Source organism: Novosphingobium sp. FW305-C-30-35, from assembly GCF_058783135.1.
Map to the genome: position 1 here is coordinate 1,969,811 of NZ_JBYSYJ010000001.1, position 16,087 is coordinate 1,985,897.

General features: G+C 63.6%; 17 protein-coding genes. 7 read left to right on the forward strand and 10 right to left on the reverse strand.

Annotated elements, in window-relative coordinates; genetic code table 11:
• Window positions 1–38 precede the first annotated feature (38 nt).
• Window positions 39–1,367, reverse strand: coding sequence for a hemolysin family protein (locus AC3WLM_RS09785; RefSeq protein ID WP_039337184.1), 1,329 nt, complete (start codon window positions 1,365–1,367; stop codon window positions 39–41).
• Between the two features lie 178 nt (window positions 1,368–1,545).
• On the opposite strand from AC3WLM_RS09785, the gene AC3WLM_RS09790 reads away from it, so the two are divergent.
• Both AC3WLM_RS09790 and AC3WLM_RS09795 read left to right on the forward strand, forming a co-directional pair.
• On the forward strand, window positions 1,546–2,238 hold the full coding sequence (locus AC3WLM_RS09790; RefSeq protein WP_039337182.1) for a YiaD family glycine zipper/OmpA-like lipoprotein: 693 nt from the start codon (window positions 1,546–1,548) through the stop codon (window positions 2,236–2,238).
• A 125-nt stretch (window positions 2,239–2,363) separates the two neighbouring features.
• Entirely contained in the window at window positions 2,364–3,359 is a 996-nt protein-coding gene (locus AC3WLM_RS09795; protein WP_062344195.1) for an aldo/keto reductase, read from the forward strand.
• Here AC3WLM_RS09795 and AC3WLM_RS09800 read toward each other — a convergent pair.
• On the reverse strand, window positions 3,356–4,132 hold the full coding sequence (locus AC3WLM_RS09800) for a 3'(2'),5'-bisphosphate nucleotidase CysQ (RefSeq protein WP_492477251.1): 777 nt from the start codon (window positions 4,130–4,132) through the stop codon (window positions 3,356–3,358). The two genes, AC3WLM_RS09795 and AC3WLM_RS09800, sit on opposite strands and share 4 nt — an antisense overlap.
• 193 nt (window positions 4,133–4,325) lie before the next feature.
• On the opposite strand from AC3WLM_RS09800, the gene sucC reads away from it, so the two are divergent.
• The 4 genes from sucC to AC3WLM_RS09820 all read left to right on the forward strand — a co-directional run bounded on the left by sucC (window position 4,326) and on the right by AC3WLM_RS09820 (window position 8,447).
• Window positions 4,326–5,525, forward strand: a complete 1,200-nt coding sequence (sucC, locus tag AC3WLM_RS09805) for an ADP-forming succinate--CoA ligase subunit beta (protein ID WP_039337175.1) — start codon at window positions 4,326–4,328, stop codon at window positions 5,523–5,525.
• Window positions 5,526–5,763: 238 nt separating this feature from the next.
• Window positions 5,764–6,516 (forward strand): electron transfer flavoprotein subunit beta/FixA family protein, encoded by a 753-nt coding sequence (locus AC3WLM_RS09810; RefSeq protein WP_492477252.1) that lies wholly within the window; start codon window positions 5,764–5,766, stop codon window positions 6,514–6,516.
• A complete protein-coding gene (locus tag AC3WLM_RS09815; RefSeq protein ID WP_039337171.1) occupies window positions 6,516–7,448 on the forward strand; it encodes an electron transfer flavoprotein subunit alpha/FixB family protein in 933 nt (310 codons plus the stop codon). Before AC3WLM_RS09810 ends, AC3WLM_RS09815 begins: the two co-directional genes overlap by 1 nt.
• A gap of 123 nt (window positions 7,449–7,571) precedes the next feature.
• The gene (locus AC3WLM_RS09820) at window positions 7,572–8,447 is read left to right on the forward strand and encodes an energy transducer TonB (protein WP_492477253.1); all 876 of its coding nucleotides are present in this window, start codon (window positions 7,572–7,574) and stop codon (window positions 8,445–8,447) included.
• 168 nt (window positions 8,448–8,615) lie between these two features.
• On the opposite strand, the gene AC3WLM_RS09825 is transcribed toward AC3WLM_RS09820, so the two are convergent.
• Genes AC3WLM_RS09825 through AC3WLM_RS09845 form a run of 5 tightly spaced genes read right to left on the reverse strand, consistent with a single transcriptional unit; the run spans window position 8,616 to window position 12,177 of the window.
• Entirely contained in the window at window positions 8,616–9,299 is a 684-nt protein-coding gene (locus tag AC3WLM_RS09825; protein WP_492477254.1) for a glutathione S-transferase family protein, read from the reverse strand.
• Between the two features lie 43 nt (window positions 9,300–9,342).
• Complete coding sequence (locus AC3WLM_RS09830) at window positions 9,343–9,891, reverse strand: glutathione peroxidase (RefSeq protein ID WP_492477255.1); 549 nt, start codon at window positions 9,889–9,891, stop codon at window positions 9,343–9,345.
• Window positions 9,892–9,904: 13 nt separating this feature from the next.
• On the reverse strand, window positions 9,905–10,567 hold the full coding sequence (locus AC3WLM_RS09835) for a CoA transferase subunit B (protein WP_492477256.1): 663 nt from the start codon (window positions 10,565–10,567) through the stop codon (window positions 9,905–9,907).
• 24 nt (window positions 10,568–10,591) lie between these two features.
• Window positions 10,592–11,455, reverse strand: coding sequence for a hypothetical protein (locus AC3WLM_RS09840; protein WP_492477257.1), 864 nt, complete (start codon window positions 11,453–11,455; stop codon window positions 10,592–10,594).
• Window positions 11,452–12,177 carry a CoA transferase subunit A gene (locus AC3WLM_RS09845; protein ID WP_492477258.1) on the reverse strand — a complete coding sequence of 242 codons (726 nt, stop codon included), beginning with the start codon at window positions 12,175–12,177 and terminating at the stop codon, window positions 11,452–11,454. Before AC3WLM_RS09845 ends, AC3WLM_RS09840 begins: the two co-directional genes overlap by 4 nt.
• Window positions 12,178–12,271: 94 nt before the next feature.
• On the opposite strand from AC3WLM_RS09845, the gene AC3WLM_RS09850 reads away from it, so the two are divergent.
• The gene (locus AC3WLM_RS09850; protein ID WP_039337162.1) at window positions 12,272–13,153 is read left to right on the forward strand and encodes a LysR family transcriptional regulator; all 882 of its coding nucleotides are present in this window, start codon (window positions 12,272–12,274) and stop codon (window positions 13,151–13,153) included.
• A 63-nt stretch (window positions 13,154–13,216) separates the two neighbouring features.
• On the opposite strand, the gene AC3WLM_RS09855 is transcribed toward AC3WLM_RS09850, so the two are convergent.
• The 3 genes from AC3WLM_RS09855 to petA are packed head-to-tail and all read right to left on the reverse strand — an operon-like array spanning window position 13,217 to window position 15,938.
• Window positions 13,217–14,038, reverse strand: a complete 822-nt coding sequence (locus tag AC3WLM_RS09855; protein ID WP_039337160.1) for a cytochrome c1 — start codon at window positions 14,036–14,038, stop codon at window positions 13,217–13,219.
• A 32-nt stretch (window positions 14,039–14,070) separates the two neighbouring features.
• The gene (locus AC3WLM_RS09860; protein ID WP_492477259.1) at window positions 14,071–15,363 is read right to left on the reverse strand and encodes a cytochrome b; all 1,293 of its coding nucleotides are present in this window, start codon (window positions 15,361–15,363) and stop codon (window positions 14,071–14,073) included.
• An 11-nt stretch (window positions 15,364–15,374) separates the two neighbouring features.
• Window positions 15,375–15,938 carry a ubiquinol-cytochrome c reductase iron-sulfur subunit gene (petA, locus tag AC3WLM_RS09865; protein ID WP_039337156.1) on the reverse strand — a complete coding sequence of 188 codons (564 nt, stop codon included), beginning with the start codon at window positions 15,936–15,938 and terminating at the stop codon, window positions 15,375–15,377.
• Between the last annotated feature and the right edge of the window lie 149 nt (window positions 15,939–16,087).

Genomic DNA, 16,087 nt, shown 5'->3' on the forward strand with positions numbered 1-16,087 from the left:
CGCTCATGCTGAGCTTGTCGAAGCATCCGACGTGAGCTTCAACCGTCGCCATCGGGCGCTACCGCAGGCATGGCCTTGGTCCGGCACACCAGCAGCTTGTCGATCTTGCGGCCATCCATGTCGACCACCTCGAATCGCCATCCCTGGTCGTGGAAGTGCTCGCCCTCGTTGGGCAGCTTCTTGAGCACTGACAGGCAGTACCCGGCTGTGGTTGCAAACTCGCGGTCATCAGGCAGGTCGAGCCCGAGCCGGTCGGCCAGGGCATCGGCGGGCAGGGCGCCCGAGATCAGCAGCGATCCATCCTCGCGCTCGACCACCATGGGCTCGTCACCGGCGTCGGCGTGGCCGACGAAGTTCCCGGCAATCGCTGCCAGCAAGTCAGCTGGCGTGACGATGCCTTCGAGGTGGCCATACTCGTCATGGACCAGTGCGATCGCCACTTCAGCTTGCTGGATCATGCCGAGTGCATCCATCGTGTCGAGCTGGTCAGGCACGATCGCCGGCTTCTTCATCAGCCGCCCGAGTTGCACCTTGCGCCCGCGCAGCAGCGTCGAGAACACGTCGCGCACCTTCACCACCCCGACGATGCGATCGACAGATCCGTCCGCAACCAGCAGCAGCGAGTGGGGACTATCGTCGATCGCTTCGCGCAGTTCGGCTTCGCTCGCCTTGCGTTCGATCCAGTGAAGCTCGGTACGCGGCGTCATCACTTCTCGCACCGGCCGTTCGGCAAGGCGCATGATCCCGGTCATGATGGCCCGCTCGTCCTCTTCGATCACGCCCGAGCGCGTGGCCTCGGCGAAGATCATGTGGAGTTCCTCGGCGGTCACTTCCTGCTCGCTGCCCTGCTTCAGGCCAAGCAGGCGGATGATCGCGCTGGAGGAATTGTCCAGCAGCCAGACGAACGGCGCGGTGATCTTCGACATCAGCGCCATGGACGGCGCCGCCAGTTTGGCAATCGGTTCCGCCGCGCGCAACGCCAGTTGCTTTGGCACCAGTTCGCCGACAACGAGGCTGAGGTACGTGGTGATGGCGATGACGATGACGAAGCCAGCGTCGTCGGCATACTGCGCCGGGAATCCCCAGGCCTGAAGCCGCTCGGCTGTCGGTCCGCCAAGGCTCGACCCCGAATAGGCACCTGCGATGATGCCCACCAGCGTGATGCCGATCTGCACTGTCGATAAAAATTTGCCGGGGTCAGCCGCCAGCGCCAAAGCAACTTTCGCGCCCTTGCTGCCCTCTTCAGCGGCGACTTTCAGGCGGGCAGGTCGTGCAGAGACAATCGCCAGTTCCGACATGGAAAACAGGCCATTGAGCACAACGAGGCCCAGGATCACGAGGACGTCAGACCAGGGAAAAGGTGTCACGCAAAGGCCCCTAACAGATTTAGGGGGAAAGGCGAATAGCGCGAGGATTGTTCCTGATGATTGCGAAACACAAGTTCCCGTTCGGGAACCGTTCAGTCGAAGTGGGCGTATTTCACCCTGTCAAAGCGGCATTGCGGCGCTAAGCTCGTGTCCGGATGCTGGTAAAAGGGGACAGGAAATGAAAATCCGTCGTGTTCTTATGTCGAGCCTGTGCGCGGTTTCGCTGGTCAGTCTGTCGGCCTGCGTCACCGATCCCAACACCGGCGAAAAGAAGGTTTCGCGCACGGCCATCGGCGGCATCGGCGGCGCGCTTGGTGGCGCCCTGCTCGGTGGGCTGATCGGCGGCAAGACCGGACGCATCGTCGGCGCCGGCATCGGTGGCGTTGCCGGTGGCGTTATCGGTTACCAGAAGGACAAGCAGATCAAGGAGCTGCGCGAACAGACCGCAGGCACCGGCGTTGACGTGACCGAGACCGATGGCGGCAACGCCATTCTCGTCAATCTGCCCAATGGCGTGACATTCGACGTCGACAGCTCGACCGTGAAGCCCGGCTTTGCCGCAACGCTCGATCGCGTCGCCCAGTCGCTGGTCCAGTATCCGAACTCGTTGATCGACGTGTATGGTCACACCGATTCGACGGGTTCGGACGCCTACAATCAGGCCCTTTCGGAACGCCGTGCCCGCGCAGTGGCTGATTACCTGATCTCGCGAGGCGTTGGGTATGCCCGCATTCGCAGCCAGGGCTTCGGCGAATCGCAGCCCATCGCCTCGAATGATTCCGAGCAGGGCCGTCAGGCCAACCGCCGCGTCGAGATCAAGATCGTCCCCATCAGTCAGGACGATGTGAACGCGGCACGCTCGGGCCAGTAAGCACTGAAGCACATGCCAGCGGCGTCGCCCACCGGGCGGCGCCGTTTGCTATGCGGAACATACGATTGGGCGTTGACCGGCGCGGGCCGAGACTGGCATCGGCTCTGACAAAGGAGACCAGTTCGATGCCCATTCAGCGCCGCAAGATCAACGGACGCGAGACCAACCCGATCGGTCTCGGCTGCATGTCGCTAAGCTGGGCCTACGCTGGCCGCCCAAGCGAAGAAGAGGGCATCCGCCTGCTCCAGCACGCGGTCGACATAGGCTACGACCACTTCGACACTGCCCGTCTCTATGGCCTGGGACATAATGAAACGCAGGTCGGTAACGCGCTGAAGGGCCGTCGCGACAAGGTGTTCCTCGCCTCGAAGATGGGCATCTTTGCCAGCGGCGAGAAGCGCGGCGTTGATTGCCATCCCGATACGATCCGCAGCGAACTCGAGATCTCGCTCAGGCTGCTGCAGACCGATCACATCGATCTCTACTACATGCACCGGCGCGACAGGAACGTGCCGATCGAGGAATCGGTCGGTGCGATGGCCGACCTCGTCAAGGAGGGGAAGATCGGTGGCATCGGCTTGTCCGAGATGTCGGCCGAGACCCTGCACCGTGCTGCTTCGGTTCACCCCATCGCCGCGATGCAGACCGAATATTCGCCATGGACGCGCCAGGCGGAAATCGCCGTGCTGGAGGCGTGCAAGGATCTCGGTACCGCTTTCGTCGCCTTCTCGCCCGTGGCACGCGGCGTGCTCGCCAATGGCCTGCGCGATCCGCAAGCGCTGCCCGATGGCGATATTCGCAAGGCCATGCCGCGTTTCATTGGCGAGAACTGGGACAAGAATCTTGCGCTGGTGGATTCGTTCAACACAATTGCGGCAAGGGAAGGGGTCACTCCTGCGCAGTTGTCGCTCGCCTGGGTCCTCTCACGTGGCGAACATGTCGTTGCCATTCCCGGCACCGGCAAGATTGCACATCTCGAAGAGAACATTGCGCGGTGGGACTGGGAAATCCCCGCTGTCGTCGCTGCCGAGGTCGACGCGCTGATCAACCAGCAGACGGTCTCCGGCCATCGCTATGCCGGCGCGATTTTGCCGACGATCGATACGGAAGATTTCGATTAAGCCAGCTTCGCTGCACGCTCCGCCAGCCGCTCAACCGCAGCGGCATGGATCGCCGGGGCGGTTACCAGCAGCCCGAACGCGCGTGGGTCGCGCTTGTTGTAGTCGAGCGGTTTGCCGAAGGCGTCGGACACGACCGCGCCTGCCTCGCGGGCGATCAGCGTGGCGGCGGCGATGTCCCATTCGAAGCCCCAGCGCAGCGTTGCCAGGAGGTCCGCCTCGTTGGCACCGACCATGGCGATGCGCAGTGCGATAGAGTTGGGCTTGTCGACGGTCACGAGATCGGCGTCGGCCTTGGGCAGGCTGTCGGCGGGCACGCGCGATCCCGCCAGCACGGTGCGCGTGCTGGCTTGAAGCTTGCTGCCATTCCGCTCTGCACCTTGGCCCGCGACTGCTGACCAGTATTCGCCCCGGGCAGGCGCGCTCAGCGCCCCGATCAGCGGCCGCCCCTCGCTCACCAGCGCAACCGAAACCGACCAGCCCGGTCGCCCGCGCACAAAGTCGCGCGTGCCGTCCACGGGATCGACGAGCCAGCACAGACCGCGCTCCAATCGTTCGGGATGATCCACCGTTTCCTCGGAGAGCCAGCCGGCCGAAGGCAGCAGCGCGCCCAGTTCACGCTTCAGGAAGGCATCGACCGCAAGGTCTGCATCGCAAACCGGGCTGCCCGGCGTCTTTTCCCACACCTGGGGGGCGTGGCCATGGCCCGGCCACAGGCCCAGCGCCATTTCACCGGCGTCGCGAACGATCTGGTGGAGGCGGTCATAGTCGATCATTCTGCGCCTCCGTGCACAGCGGGGAACCTAACAATGTGCAATTGCGAGACGTTATCAAAAATAGCTTCGAGTCTCGCATTTACGCTCCTTTTCAAGCTCCCCGCTCTGTGCTTAAGGCATTCCGAGTCAAGCGCCAATGGCGGCGTATACCTTTGCGCCAGTGCGGCGCGCCTGTTCGAAACGGGGATAACGCATGAACGTCCATGAGTACCAGGCGAAGGAACTGCTTGCGAAGTTTGGTGTCGGCATTCCGGCTGGGATTGCGGCGCTGACGGTTGAGGAAGCGGTTGCTGCGGCCAAGCAGCTTCCGGGTCCGCTCTATGTGGTCAAGGCGCAGATCCATGCCGGCGGTCGCGGCAAGGGCAAGTTCAAGGAACTGCCTGCCGATGCCAAGGGCGGCGTGCGCCTGGCCAAGAGCATCGAGGAAGTCGAGGCCTTTGCAAAGGAAATGCTCGGCAACACGCTCGTCACGGTGCAGACCGGCGAGGCCGGCAAGCAGGTCAACCGCCTCTACATCACCGATGGCGTTGATATCGCGAAGGAATACTACCTCTCGATGGTCGTCGACCGCGCTTCGAGCCGCGTCGCGATGATCGTCTCGACCGAGGGCGGCATGGACATCGAGGAGGTCGCGCATTCGACCCCTGAGAAGATCGCGACGATCACCATCGACCCGGCCGAAGGCTTCATGCCGCACCACGGCCGCGCCGTCGGCTATGCGCTCAAGCTGACCGGCGATCTCAACAAGCAGGCCGGCAAGATCGCCGAGCAGCTCTACAACGCCTTCGTGGCATTGGATTGCGACATGCTCGAGATCAACCCGCTGGTGGAAACGAAGGACGGCAACCTGCTCGTCCTCGACACCAAGATGAGCTTCGATTCGAACTCGCTCTACCGCCACCCCGACGTGATGGCGCTGCGCGACGAAACCGAGGAAGACCCGGCCGAGATCGAAGCCAGCAAGTACGACCTTGCCTACATCAAGCTCGACGGCAACATCGGCTGCATGGTCAACGGCGCCGGCCTTGCCATGGCGACGATGGACATCATCAAGCTGAACGGCGAATTCCCCGCCAACTTCCTCGACGTGGGCGGCGGCGCGACGACCGAGAAGGTCACCGCGGCGTTCAAGATCATCCTCAAGGACCCGGCGGTGAAGGGCATTCTCGTCAACATCTTCGGCGGGATCATGAAGTGCGACATCATCGCCGACGGCATCGTTGCCGCGGCCAAGGAAGTGAACCTGCAGGTTCCGCTGGTCGTCCGCCTCGAAGGCACCAACGTCCAGCAGGGCAAGGACATCCTCGCCAACTCCGGCCTGCCCATCGTCCCCGCCAACGACCTCGGCGATGCCGCCAAGAAGATCGTCGCTGAAGTCCGGAAGGTTGCCTGACCTTTCACCGGACTGCGGTTTGATCAGGGGGCGTCGGGCAACCGGCGCCCCTTTTCATTTGCCGGCCGCTCACGTCCTTTCGAACACGCCACGCTGACGAGGGCTTCTCGGCGGCGAACTTTTTGCGCCGCCCAGCACTCTAACCCTGTCGACAAACGCATAGCCAGATGTGCAGTTGACGTTTACGTAAGCGCGAATTATGCCGAGGCCTACGGAATCAAGGAAAGGACGCCTGGCGATGAAAGCCCTGGTCTGCGTGAAGCGGGTGATTGACTACAACGTGAAGCCACGTGTGAAGGCGGATGGGAGTGGTGTTGATCTTGCGAACGTGAAGATGAGCATGAACCCGTTTGACGAGATCGCGGTGGAGGAGGCCATTCGCCTGAAGGAAAAGGGCGTGGTGAGCGAGATCGTGGCGGTGTCGGTGGGCGTTGCCAAGAGCCAGGAAACGCTGCGCACGGCGCTGGCGATGGGTGCGGACCGGGCAGTGCTGGTGCAGGTTGACGAGGGCACCGAGGTCGAGCCGCTGGCCGTGGCCAAGATCATCAAGGGCATTGCCGATGAGGAGCAGCCCGCGCTGATCATCACCGGCAAGCAGGCGATCGACGATGACAGCAACCAGGTCGGCCAGATGGTCGCCGCGCTGCTGGGCCGCCCGCAGGGGACGTTCGCCAACGAAGTCTCGGTCGAGGGCGATGCGGTTGTCGTCAAGCGCGAGATCGACGGCGGCCTGCAGACGGTGAAGCTGGCGCTGCCCGCGGTGGTCACCACCGACCTGCGCCTCAATGAGCCGCGCTATGCTTCGCTGCCCAACATCATGAAGGCCAAGTCCAAGCCGCTCGCCACCAAGTCGCCCGCCGACTACGGCGTCGACATCGCGCCGCGCCTCAAGACGCTCAAGGTCAGCGAACCGCCGGTGCGCTCAGCCGGCATCAAGGTGCCCGATGTCGACACGCTGGTCGCCAAGCTCAAGGAAATGGGAGTAGCCTGATGTCCAAGGTTCTCGTTCTCGTCGAACACGACAACGCTTCCGTAAAGGACGCCACGCTCGCCGCCGTCACTGCCGCATCTCAACTGGGCGAAGTGACTGCCCTTGTCGCCGGATCGAACTGCGATGCCGCCGCACAGGCTGCTGCGCAGATCGCCGGCGTCGCCCGTGTGCTCAAGGCCGACGACGCATCGCTGGGCAACGCGCTCGCTGAAAACGTCGCCCCGCTCGTCGCCGGGCTGATGGCCGATTACGACGCCTTCGTGGCGCCTGCCACGACCACCGGCAAGAACGTCGCCCCGCGCATTGCCGCGCTGCTCGACGTGATGCAGGTCTCGGACATCCTCTCGGTCGAGGGGCCCAAGACCTTCACCCGCCCGATCTACGCCGGCAACGCCATCGCCACGGTCGAAAGCTCCGACGCCAAGCTGGTCATCACCGTGCGCGGCACCGCCTTTGCCAAGGCTGCCGCCACTGGTGGATCGGCCAGCGTCGAAGCCGTCAGCGCCACCGGCGACAGCGGCCTGTCGACCTTCGTCAGCGCCGAGATCGCCAAGAGCGAGCGCCCGGAACTGACCAGCGCCAAGATCATCGTCTCGGGCGGCCGCGCGCTGAAGGACGCTGCCACTTTCGAGCAGATCATCACCCCGCTCGCCGACAAGCTGAACGCCGGCATCGGCGCATCGCGCGCCGCGGTCGACGCAGGCTACGTGCCCAACGACTATCAGGTCGGCCAGACCGGCAAGATCGTGGCACCCGAAGTCTACATCGCCGTCGGCATCTCGGGCGCGATCCAGCACCTTGCCGGCATGAAGGATAGCAAGACCATCATCGCCATCAACAAGGACGAAGACGCGCCCATCTTCCAGGTCGCCGACATCGGCCTCGTCGGCGACCTCTTCACGCTCGTCCCGGAACTGACCGGCAAGCTCTGAACCCCATCCCACCACAACGCCACGCTGGAGTGTTTCCCCGGGGAAACACTCCAAATGGGTTAATAGCCCCGCTTGCGAGAGCGGGGCTTTCTGTTTCTCTTGTTCGTGACTAAGCTAATGTACATGAACAAGACTTCCCGGACCCTGGGCACGTATGCCGCCATCTTCGCGATGGCAGCGATCCCGCGGCCGCTGCTCGCCTCCACGCCCGAAATGCTGTCCTCTCGCACTGCATGGATCGTGCACTATGCCGATGACAGCTGCCGCCTCGGCCGGGAGTTCGGTGCCGAGGGCGACAAGATCATGGTCATGCTCGACCAGTTCGCGCCGGGCGACGTCTACCATATAACCTTGGCAGGGAAGGGCACGGAGCGGCTGGGAAAGACCGGCAGCGATGCCGACATGGGTTTCGGCCCGGAGCTGGCTCTGCAGAAGCAGGTGGGTCTGATGCGAGGCACGAATACGGCGGGCGAGCCGGTCGTGGTGCTCGGGCCGCTCGACTTGCTCAACCGCGATTCTGAAGGGGCCCATCCGTCTGCGACTGCAGCCGAAGTTGCGAAAATTCGCGAGTTGCGGATCAGGAGAAAGTCGGAGGACCTGACCTTCAGACTGGGAACGATGACTTCGGCACTGGCTGGAATGAGGACCTGCACCGCGGATCTCGTCAAGCTGTGGGGGCTTGATCCGGTCCAGCAACAGAATCTCGCCAGCCTTCCTGCTCCTCTGACGTCTCCAAGCAAGTGGCTGAAGTCGTCCGACTATCCGAAGAAGGCGCTGCGCAAGAACGAGCAGGCCCTCGTCAGCTTCAGCCTGATGATCGACGCAAGCGGGACGCCGACGCTCTGCCGGATTCAGGTCGCCACCCAATCGCCCGAGTTCAAGGAGCTCACGTGCGAGCTGCTGATGAAGCGCGCCCGCTTCGAGCCTGCGAGGGACCGGTCGGGCACCGCTGTGCCCAGCTATCACGTCAACACGGTGAGATGGATTGTCGCCGACTGAGTTGCATGCCATGCAACTGCAAATCTGTCCTTCGCACTTGCAGAATCGGGCTCGGAATCGCACATAGGAGAGGCCTTTCAGGCATCCTCTCCCAAACTTTCCAAGGCTGGTCTTCGGACCGGCCTTTCTTTTTGCGCAATTGACTCGTGGGAAGGTAGCTGTGGCCTGTCAGGCCCTGCGATAGTCCGCGATGATCTCGCCACATTCGGCCAGCTCGGCCTCGTGGCCTTCCTCGCGCCACGCTTCGTCCAGTGCCTCCGCTTCCCACTGCCGCATTGCCGGGTGGTCGAGCATGTGATCGACCCAGGCCTGTCCTTGCCCGACATCGAGGCCATAGGTGCGGATGCGAAAGGCGACGGGGGCGAAGAAGGCATCCAGCGCGGTGAAGGCGGAGCCGGCGAGCCATGGGCCGCCAAAGCGCTCCAGCCCTTCCTCGAAGATCTCGCGCACCCGCGCCACGTCACGCACGAGGGCAGGCCGCATCGGGCGAGGCGTGACCCGCACCCCGACATTCATCGTGCAGTCGTTGCGCAACGCCGAGAAGCCGCCGTGCATTTCGGCCACGGCGCAAATGGCGAAGGCGCGCGCCGCTTCATCGGCGGGCCAGACGCCGTCGTGCCGCTCGGCCAGGTAGAGCGCGATGCCCAGCGAATCCCAAACCGTCCGCACGCCGTCGAGCAGGACCGGCACCTGCCCGGTGGGCGAGAATACGCGGAACTCGTTGTAGTTCGACGGCTTGGTGAACGGCTCGATGCGATCTGCGAAGGGAATGCCGAGCGCCTTCATCAGCAGCCATGGCCGCAAGGACCAACTGGAGTAATTACGGTTGGCCGTGATCAGGGTGTAGCTCATGGCGCGAACCTAGCGCGCAATGAGCCACGCGCAAGCAGGTGGCCTACTTCACCAGTTCGGCATCAATCGCCGCCACCAGCGCCGCATCATCGGGCGTGACGCCGGGAGCGAAGCGCGCCGCGACAGTGCCGTCGCGACCGATCAGGAACTTCTCGAAGTTCCACAGGACTTCCGGGTCCTCGGTCGGCGTCATGCCAAATCCCTTGAGCCGTTCGCGCATTTCTGCGGCGGGGCCCTGCTTGATCGGGGCGGCCTCGGTCAGCGCTTCATAGAGCGGCTGCTTGGCCGGACCCGTCACGTCAGCCTTGGCGAAGAGCGGGAAGGAGACGCCGTAGTTGAGCTTGCAGAACTCGGCGATTTCCTCGTGACTGCCCGGTTCCTGCGCACCGAAATCATTGGCAGGGAAGCCGAGCACCTCGAACCCGCTTGCAGCCTTGGCCTTGTAGAGCGCCTCAAGCCCCTCGTACTGCGGGGTCAGCCCGCACTTGGAGGCCACGTTGACCACCAGCAGGACCTTGCCGGCGTGGTTGCCCAGCGTGTCCGGGCTGCCATCGATGCGGGTCAATGGAATTGCGGCAAGGTCAGTGGCCATCAGGTGCTCCCTTTCAGAGATCGACGTAATGCGCCGTCGTGCGGGCGCGGACCTCCTCGGCCGATACGCCCGGCGCGCATTCGATCAGCTTGAATGGGGAATTGTGGTCGGGCCGCTGGAAAACCGCAAGGTCGGTGACGATCATGTCGACCACGCCCTTGCCGGTAAGTGGCAGGGTGCAGGCGGGGATGAACTTAGGGTCGCCGTTCTTGGCGCAGTGTTCCATGACCACGATGATCTTCTTGACGCCTGCGACGAGATCCATCGCGCCGCCCATGCCCTTGATCATCTTGCCCGGGATCATCCAGTTGGCGATGTCGCCATTTTCGGCCACTTCCATCGCACCCAGCACGGTCAGGTCGATCTTGCCGCCGCGGATCATCGCGAAGGACTGCGCACTGTCGAAATAGGCCGAGTGCGGCAGCTCGCTGATGGTCTGCTTGCCGGCGTTGATCAGGTCGGCGTCCTCTTCCCCGGCGTAGGGGAACGGGCCGATGCCGAGCATGCCGTTTTCGGACTGCAAGGTCACGGTCATGCCCGCCGGCACGTGGTTGGCCACCAGCGTCGGGATGCCGATGCCGAGGTTCACGTAGAATCCGTCCTGCAATTCGCGTGCGGCGCGCGCTGCCATCTCGTCGCGGCTCCAGCCGGTCTTCAGCCCGTCATGCGTGGTCATCGGTCTAAGCTCTTTCGTGTCGGATCACTTGATGGGGGGCGGCGCCAGGAACCAGCCTGCGCCGATGAATTGTTCGAGCGCGATGCCGACCGGACCGTCGGGATTGCGCAGATAATCGAAAACCTCGTCGAAATCGGCCTTGCGATCACCCACGATGGCCAGGACGCACCACTCCGCGTCGGCTCGGTCAAGCAGTTGCTGCTTGCGCGTTTCGGCTCCTGAGAGGAGCATGACCTTGTCGATGCCGAGCGGGTCCAGCCCGGTCGCCTTGAGCGTCGTGCCAAGCCGCTTCGACTGCGTCTGCGGCAACGAGGCGACCCAGACCACTGCCGTACCGGTGCCGCGAATGCGCCGGAGATGATTGGCGAGGCCTTGTTCCGGCGCAGGCGGATCGTCCAGATCGAAGGCGGCATTGCCGGGATCGAGATCGATCAGCACGGCGCTGCGCTGGTCGGCGCAGGCGCGCATGCGGGGAACCTCGACCAGACTGCGCTGATCGAGCAAGGCCGATTTGCGGTCCTTGCCAGTCCTGCCGGCCTCCGCCTGTGCCAGCACATAGGCAGCCATCGCCGCATAGGGATCTGCGCTCTCGGCCAAAGATCCTGCCATTCCTGCAGGCTGGGCAGCAGGGGGCTGGACCGGAATTGATGGCGCAGAATCGGCCTCGGCAACGGCCGGAGCCAGCAGCGGCGGGACAGCGGAAACCCCTTGGCCAATCGAGACTTCGGGGCGTGGCGTCGTGGCAGCGGCTTCGCCGCCGCCCTTTCCCTTGGCAGCCTTGGCCCCCAGCGCACCGGTTGCTGCCAGCGGCGCGATGGCGGCAGCGACGCAGCCCGAAAGCTGCGTTGCCGCCAGCGCCGCCAGCAGGGGCAGCGCGCGACGGATCACGCGGCCTCCCGCTCGCGCACGGTGCGGAACTCGATCTTCTTGTCGTAAGGCGCGCCGACGATCATGCGCTGCACATAGACGCCGGGGAGGTGAATGCTGTCCGGATCGAGCGAGCCTGCGGGCACGACTTCCTCTACCTCGACAATGCACACCTTGCCGCAGGTGGCAGCGGGCACATTGAAGTTGCGTGCAGTCTTGCGGAACACGACGTTGCCAGTCTCGTCTGCCTTCCACGCCTTGACCAGCGCGATGTCGGCGAAGATGCCGCGTTCGAGGACATATTCCTGGGAAGTTCCGTCTGGGCTGGCAAAAATCTTGGTTTCCTTGCCCTCGGCAACGAGCGTGCCGACGCCGGTCTTGGTGTAGAAGCCGGGAATGCCGGCGCCGCCAGCGCGCATGCGCTCTGCCAGAGTGCCTTGGGGGCAGAATTCGACTTCGAGTTCGCCCGAGAGGTACTGCCGTTCAAACTCCTTGTTCTCGCCGACATAGCTGGAGATCATCTTCCTGACCTGCCGCGTGCGCAGCAGCTTGCCGATGCCCTCGTTGTCGATTCCGGCATTGTTCGAGGCGAAGGTGAGGTCCTTGACGCCCGAATCGCGCACGGCATCGAGCAAGCGCTCTGGAATGCCGCAAAGACCGAAACCGCCGCAAGCAATCAGCAAGCCATCGCGCAACAGGCCATCGAGCGCAGCAGTGGCATCGGCATAGAGCTTCTTCGACATCGGCAGACTCTCCTTTTCGCCCGAGGTGCTAGCACAGGATACAAATTGAAAAGAGCGATTGTTTTTTATCACAATCGATAACAGTCTCTGATCAATGAAACGGATTGCGATCTACCACCTGGAAACGCTGCTGTGGATCGCGCGGCTCGGCACCTTTCGCGCTGCGGCCGAGAGGCTGAACACCACGCAGCCCGCCATATCCGCCCGCGTGCGCGAGATCGAGGAGCAGTTGGGCATCGCGATCTTCCGCCGAGAGGGGCGCAACATGGTGTTGACCGCGCGCGGGCGGCGGCTGGTGCAGGAATGCGAGCCGCTGTGGGCAGGGTTCGAAAAGGCGCTGCTGACGGCGTCCGGCTTCGAGGGTGCCAGCGGCGTCGTGCGGATCGGTTCGGGCGAGATTGCCGCAGCATCGTGCTTGCCGGGCTTCGTCCATGCTATCGAGCAGGACTTGCCCGGAGTGACACTGGAGCTGGAGCTGGACCTGACCGCGCGCATGTTCCAGCAACTGCTTGGCGGCACGATCGACCTTGCTTTCCTGGCGGGACCGGTGGCGAGCCCGGGCATTCGGACCACGCCTATCGGTTCCGTCGGCCTCGTCTGGGCAGCGAGCGCGCGGACGGCAGCGGCGGGCGGGTTTGCCAATGCCTTGCCGGTGTGGTCAATTCCGGATCTCTCGCCGCTGCACGGCGTGACGATGGAGACGCTCGAAGCCAACCGCGTCACGCCGCGCTCGATCGGCACCTGCAACAACGTGCGCACGTTGATCGATATCGTTACCGGTGGCGGCGGCGCGGCAGTGCTGCCCGAGCCGATGGTGCGGCCACTGCTGGAGGCGGGCATACTGGCCGAGGTTCTGCCGCCTCCCGCCCGCAAGATCCGCTTCGAAGTGGCCATCCGCAATACCGAGAGCGATCCGCTGGTGCTGGAACTGTTCCGGCGGGCGAGCGAGCTGAGGATCGATGGCACGCCCGACTGACACACGAAAAAGGCCACCGTTTCCGGTGGCCTCGTTCGTTTCGCCTGTCAGGCCTTGAAAGGCTTATTCGCCCTTCTTGTCGGCCCAGACGTTCTTCTTGGCGAGGTATGCCAGGACCGTGGCGACCAGCAGGAAGCCAAGGACGGCCCATCCGGTCTGCTTGCGCTTGTCCAGCTTGGGTTCGGCGGACCAGATCAGGAAGGCCGAGACGTCCTGAGCCATCTGGTCGACGGTTGCCTTGGTGCCATCCGAATAGGTCACCTGACCCTCGCCGGTCAGCGGCGCCGGCATCGAGAGGTTCAGGTTGGCGAAGTACGGGTTGTAGTACAGGCCATCCGGAGTCTTGGCATCCGGGAACTTCTTGAGCAGCTCGGCAGGCTGTTCCTGATAGCCGGTCAGCAGCGAGGCGACGTAGGCACCACCGTTGTGACGGGCCTTGGTGATCAGCGACAGATCGGGCGGGCTGCCCTGACCGGCGTAGTACACGGTCGGGAAGTAGTCCGACGGGATGTTGTCACGCTCTGCGCGCTCACCGGTCTTCGGATCGAAGGTGGGCTGCTTGGTGCCCCACTCCTTGGCGATCGCCTTCACTTCGGCTTCCGAGTAGCCGAGGGCGGCGAGGTCACGGAAGGCGACGTGCTTGAGCGAGTGACAGGTGGCGCAGACTTCCTTGTAGACCTGGAAGCCGCGCTGCAGCTGCTGCTTGTCGAACTTGCCGAACGCCCCGTCAGACGCGAACTTCACGTCCTTGGGGTGCAGGTGGAACTCGTGCTCTGCCGTGGGGGCAGCGGGTTCCGAGATCGCCGAGTAGGCGCCATTGCCGAACGACCAGAGCAGTGCGACGGCGAAGAAGAGGCCGACTAGGGGGCCAAAAAGACGGACCATGGGGTTCTCTTTCTCTTGCGCTTCGTACCGGCTCAGGCGGCCGCAAGGTTGGCGTTGAGCACTGCGCTCTCATCCTTGCCGAGCACGGCTTCGGTGATCGAGAACGGAAGCGGTTCCGGCTTCTCGATCGACGAGACGATCGGCAGGATGATGAGGAAGTGCGCGAAGTAGTACAGCGATGCCAGCTGGCTGAGCATCACGTAGGGTTCCGCAGCCGGAGCGCCACCGCAGTAGAACAGCACGGCCATGGTCGGGATCAGGCCGAACCAGAAGAACTTGCGGAACAGCGGACGGTAGTGGCCCGAACGCACCGGCGAGGTATCCAGCCAGGGCAGGAAGAACCACACCAGGATCGCGCCGAACATCGCCAGCACGCCCATGAGCTTCGCCGGAATGAAGAAGAAGTCATAGGTGAAGGCGCGCAGGATCGCGTAGAACGGCCAGAAGTACCATTCCGGAACGATGTGCGCAGGCGTCGAAAGCGGGTTTGCCGGGATGTAGTTGTCCGGGTGACCCAGCGCGTTCGGTGCGAAGAACAGCACAGCGCAGTAGATCAGCAGGAACACGCCCAGACCGAAGCCGTCCTTCGCCGTGTAGTACGGGTGGAACGGAACGGTGTCGCTTTCGCTCTTCACTTCGACGCCGGTCGGGTTCGACGAGCCGGGGATGTGCAACGCCCAGATGTGCAGGATGATGACACCCGCGATCACGAAGGGCAGCAGGAAGTGCAGGCTGAAGAAGCGGTTGAGCGCAGCGTTGTCGGGCGCATAGCCGCCCAGCAGCCACACCTGCAGCGGTTCGCCGACGACCGGGATCGCGCCGAACAGGCCGGTGATGACCTTGGCACCCCAGAACGACATCTGGCCCCAGGGCAGCACGTAGCCCATGAACGCCGTTGCCATCATCAGCAGGAAGATGACGACGCCGAGCAGCCAGATCATCTCGCGCGGGGCCTTGTACGAGGAGTAGAAGAAGCCGCGGAAGATGTGGAGATAGACGACGACGAAGAACGCCGAAGCGCCGTTGGCGTGCGCGTAGCGCAGCATCCAGCCCCAGTTCACGTCGCGCATGATGTGCTCGACGCTATCGAAGGCAACGCCAGCGTTCGCGGCATAGTGCATCGCGAGGATGACGCCGGTCACGATCTGAAGCACGAGGCAGAAGCCGGCGAGAACGCCGAAGTTCCACATGTAGTTCAGGTTGCGCGGAACCGGATAACCAGCGCCGACTGCGTTGTAGACGAAGCGCGGCAGCGGCAGCTTTTCGTCAAGCCACTGCGTCAGGCCATTGGCCGGCTTGTATTCGTTTGCCCAGGGAAAGCTCATGTTGCCTGTCCTCAGCCGATCTTCACGACAGTGTCGGAGATGAATGCATATTCGGGCACCTCGAGGTTCTTCGGTGCCGGACCCTTGCGGATGCGTGCGGCGGTATCATAGTGCGAACCGTGGCACGGGCAGAAATAGCCGCCAAACTCGCCCTTCACTTCACCTTCGCCCGCGCCCAGCGGCACGCAGCCGAGGTGGGTGCAGACGCCCATGGTGATGAGCCAGTTGGTCTTGCCTTCCTTGGTGCGCTCTTCCAGCGTCTGCGGATCGCGCAGCGAGGATGCATCCACCTTGTCGGCGGCAGAGACTTCTTCCGGCGTCAGGTTGCGGATGAACACCGGCTGCTTGCGGAACACCGCCTTGATCGCCTGGCCCGGCTGGATCGCCGAAATGTCTATTTCGGTCGAGCTCTGCGCCAGGACGTCCGCCGACGGCGCCATCTGACTTACCAGCGGGACCAGCACGGCAGCGCCGCCAACCCCCGCAAAACTCACCGCCGCGATATTGATGAAATCGCGCCGGCGCACGCCTTCTTCGGCCTGTGCCGAAGTGTCGATGCTTGCCTGTTCAGCCATTGAAATTCCCTGCCTGCTGCCGCCGCGCACGCGGATCGCGCACGGTCCAACTTGCCCCTTTGGAACGGCTCTGGAAATTGCCCATGGGGCTAACCACATGAACACCGGAACCGCACGGGAACCGGGCACGCGCAAATGCACGGCCCCGG

Coding starts and splice junctions, on each gene's coding strand:
- AC3WLM_RS09815 (WP_039337171.1), top strand. CDS start 6,516: ATGTCCAAGGTTCTCGTTCTCGTCGAACACGACAACGCTTCCGTAAAG.
- AC3WLM_RS09845 (WP_492477258.1), bottom strand. CDS start 12,177: ATGTCGAAGAAGCTCTATGCCGATGCCACTGCTGCGCTCGATGGCCTG.
- AC3WLM_RS09835 (WP_492477256.1), bottom strand. CDS start 10,567: ATGACCACGCATGACGGGCTGAAGACCGGCTGGAGCCGCGACGAGATG.
- AC3WLM_RS09810 (WP_492477252.1), top strand. CDS start 5,764: ATGAAAGCCCTGGTCTGCGTGAAGCGGGTGATTGACTACAACGTGAAG.
- AC3WLM_RS09795 (WP_062344195.1), top strand. CDS start 2,364: ATGCCCATTCAGCGCCGCAAGATCAACGGACGCGAGACCAACCCGATC.
- AC3WLM_RS09855 (WP_039337160.1), bottom strand. CDS start 14,038: ATGGTCCGTCTTTTTGGCCCCCTAGTCGGCCTCTTCTTCGCCGTCGCA.
- AC3WLM_RS09820 (WP_492477253.1), top strand. CDS start 7,572: ATGAACAAGACTTCCCGGACCCTGGGCACGTATGCCGCCATCTTCGCG.
- AC3WLM_RS09860 (WP_492477259.1), bottom strand. CDS start 15,363: ATGAGCTTTCCCTGGGCAAACGAATACAAGCCGGCCAATGGCCTGACG.
- petA (WP_039337156.1), bottom strand. CDS start 15,938: ATGGCTGAACAGGCAAGCATCGACACTTCGGCACAGGCCGAAGAAGGC.
- AC3WLM_RS09825 (WP_492477254.1), bottom strand. CDS start 9,299: ATGAGCTACACCCTGATCACGGCCAACCGTAATTACTCCAGTTGGTCC.
- AC3WLM_RS09790 (WP_039337182.1), top strand. CDS start 1,546: ATGAAAATCCGTCGTGTTCTTATGTCGAGCCTGTGCGCGGTTTCGCTG.
- AC3WLM_RS09800 (WP_492477251.1), bottom strand. CDS start 4,132: ATGATCGACTATGACCGCCTCCACCAGATCGTTCGCGACGCCGGTGAA.
- AC3WLM_RS09830 (WP_492477255.1), bottom strand. CDS start 9,891: ATGGCCACTGACCTTGCCGCAATTCCATTGACCCGCATCGATGGCAGC.
- sucC (WP_039337175.1), top strand. CDS start 4,326: ATGAACGTCCATGAGTACCAGGCGAAGGAACTGCTTGCGAAGTTTGGT.
- AC3WLM_RS09850 (WP_039337162.1), top strand. CDS start 12,272: ATGAAACGGATTGCGATCTACCACCTGGAAACGCTGCTGTGGATCGCG.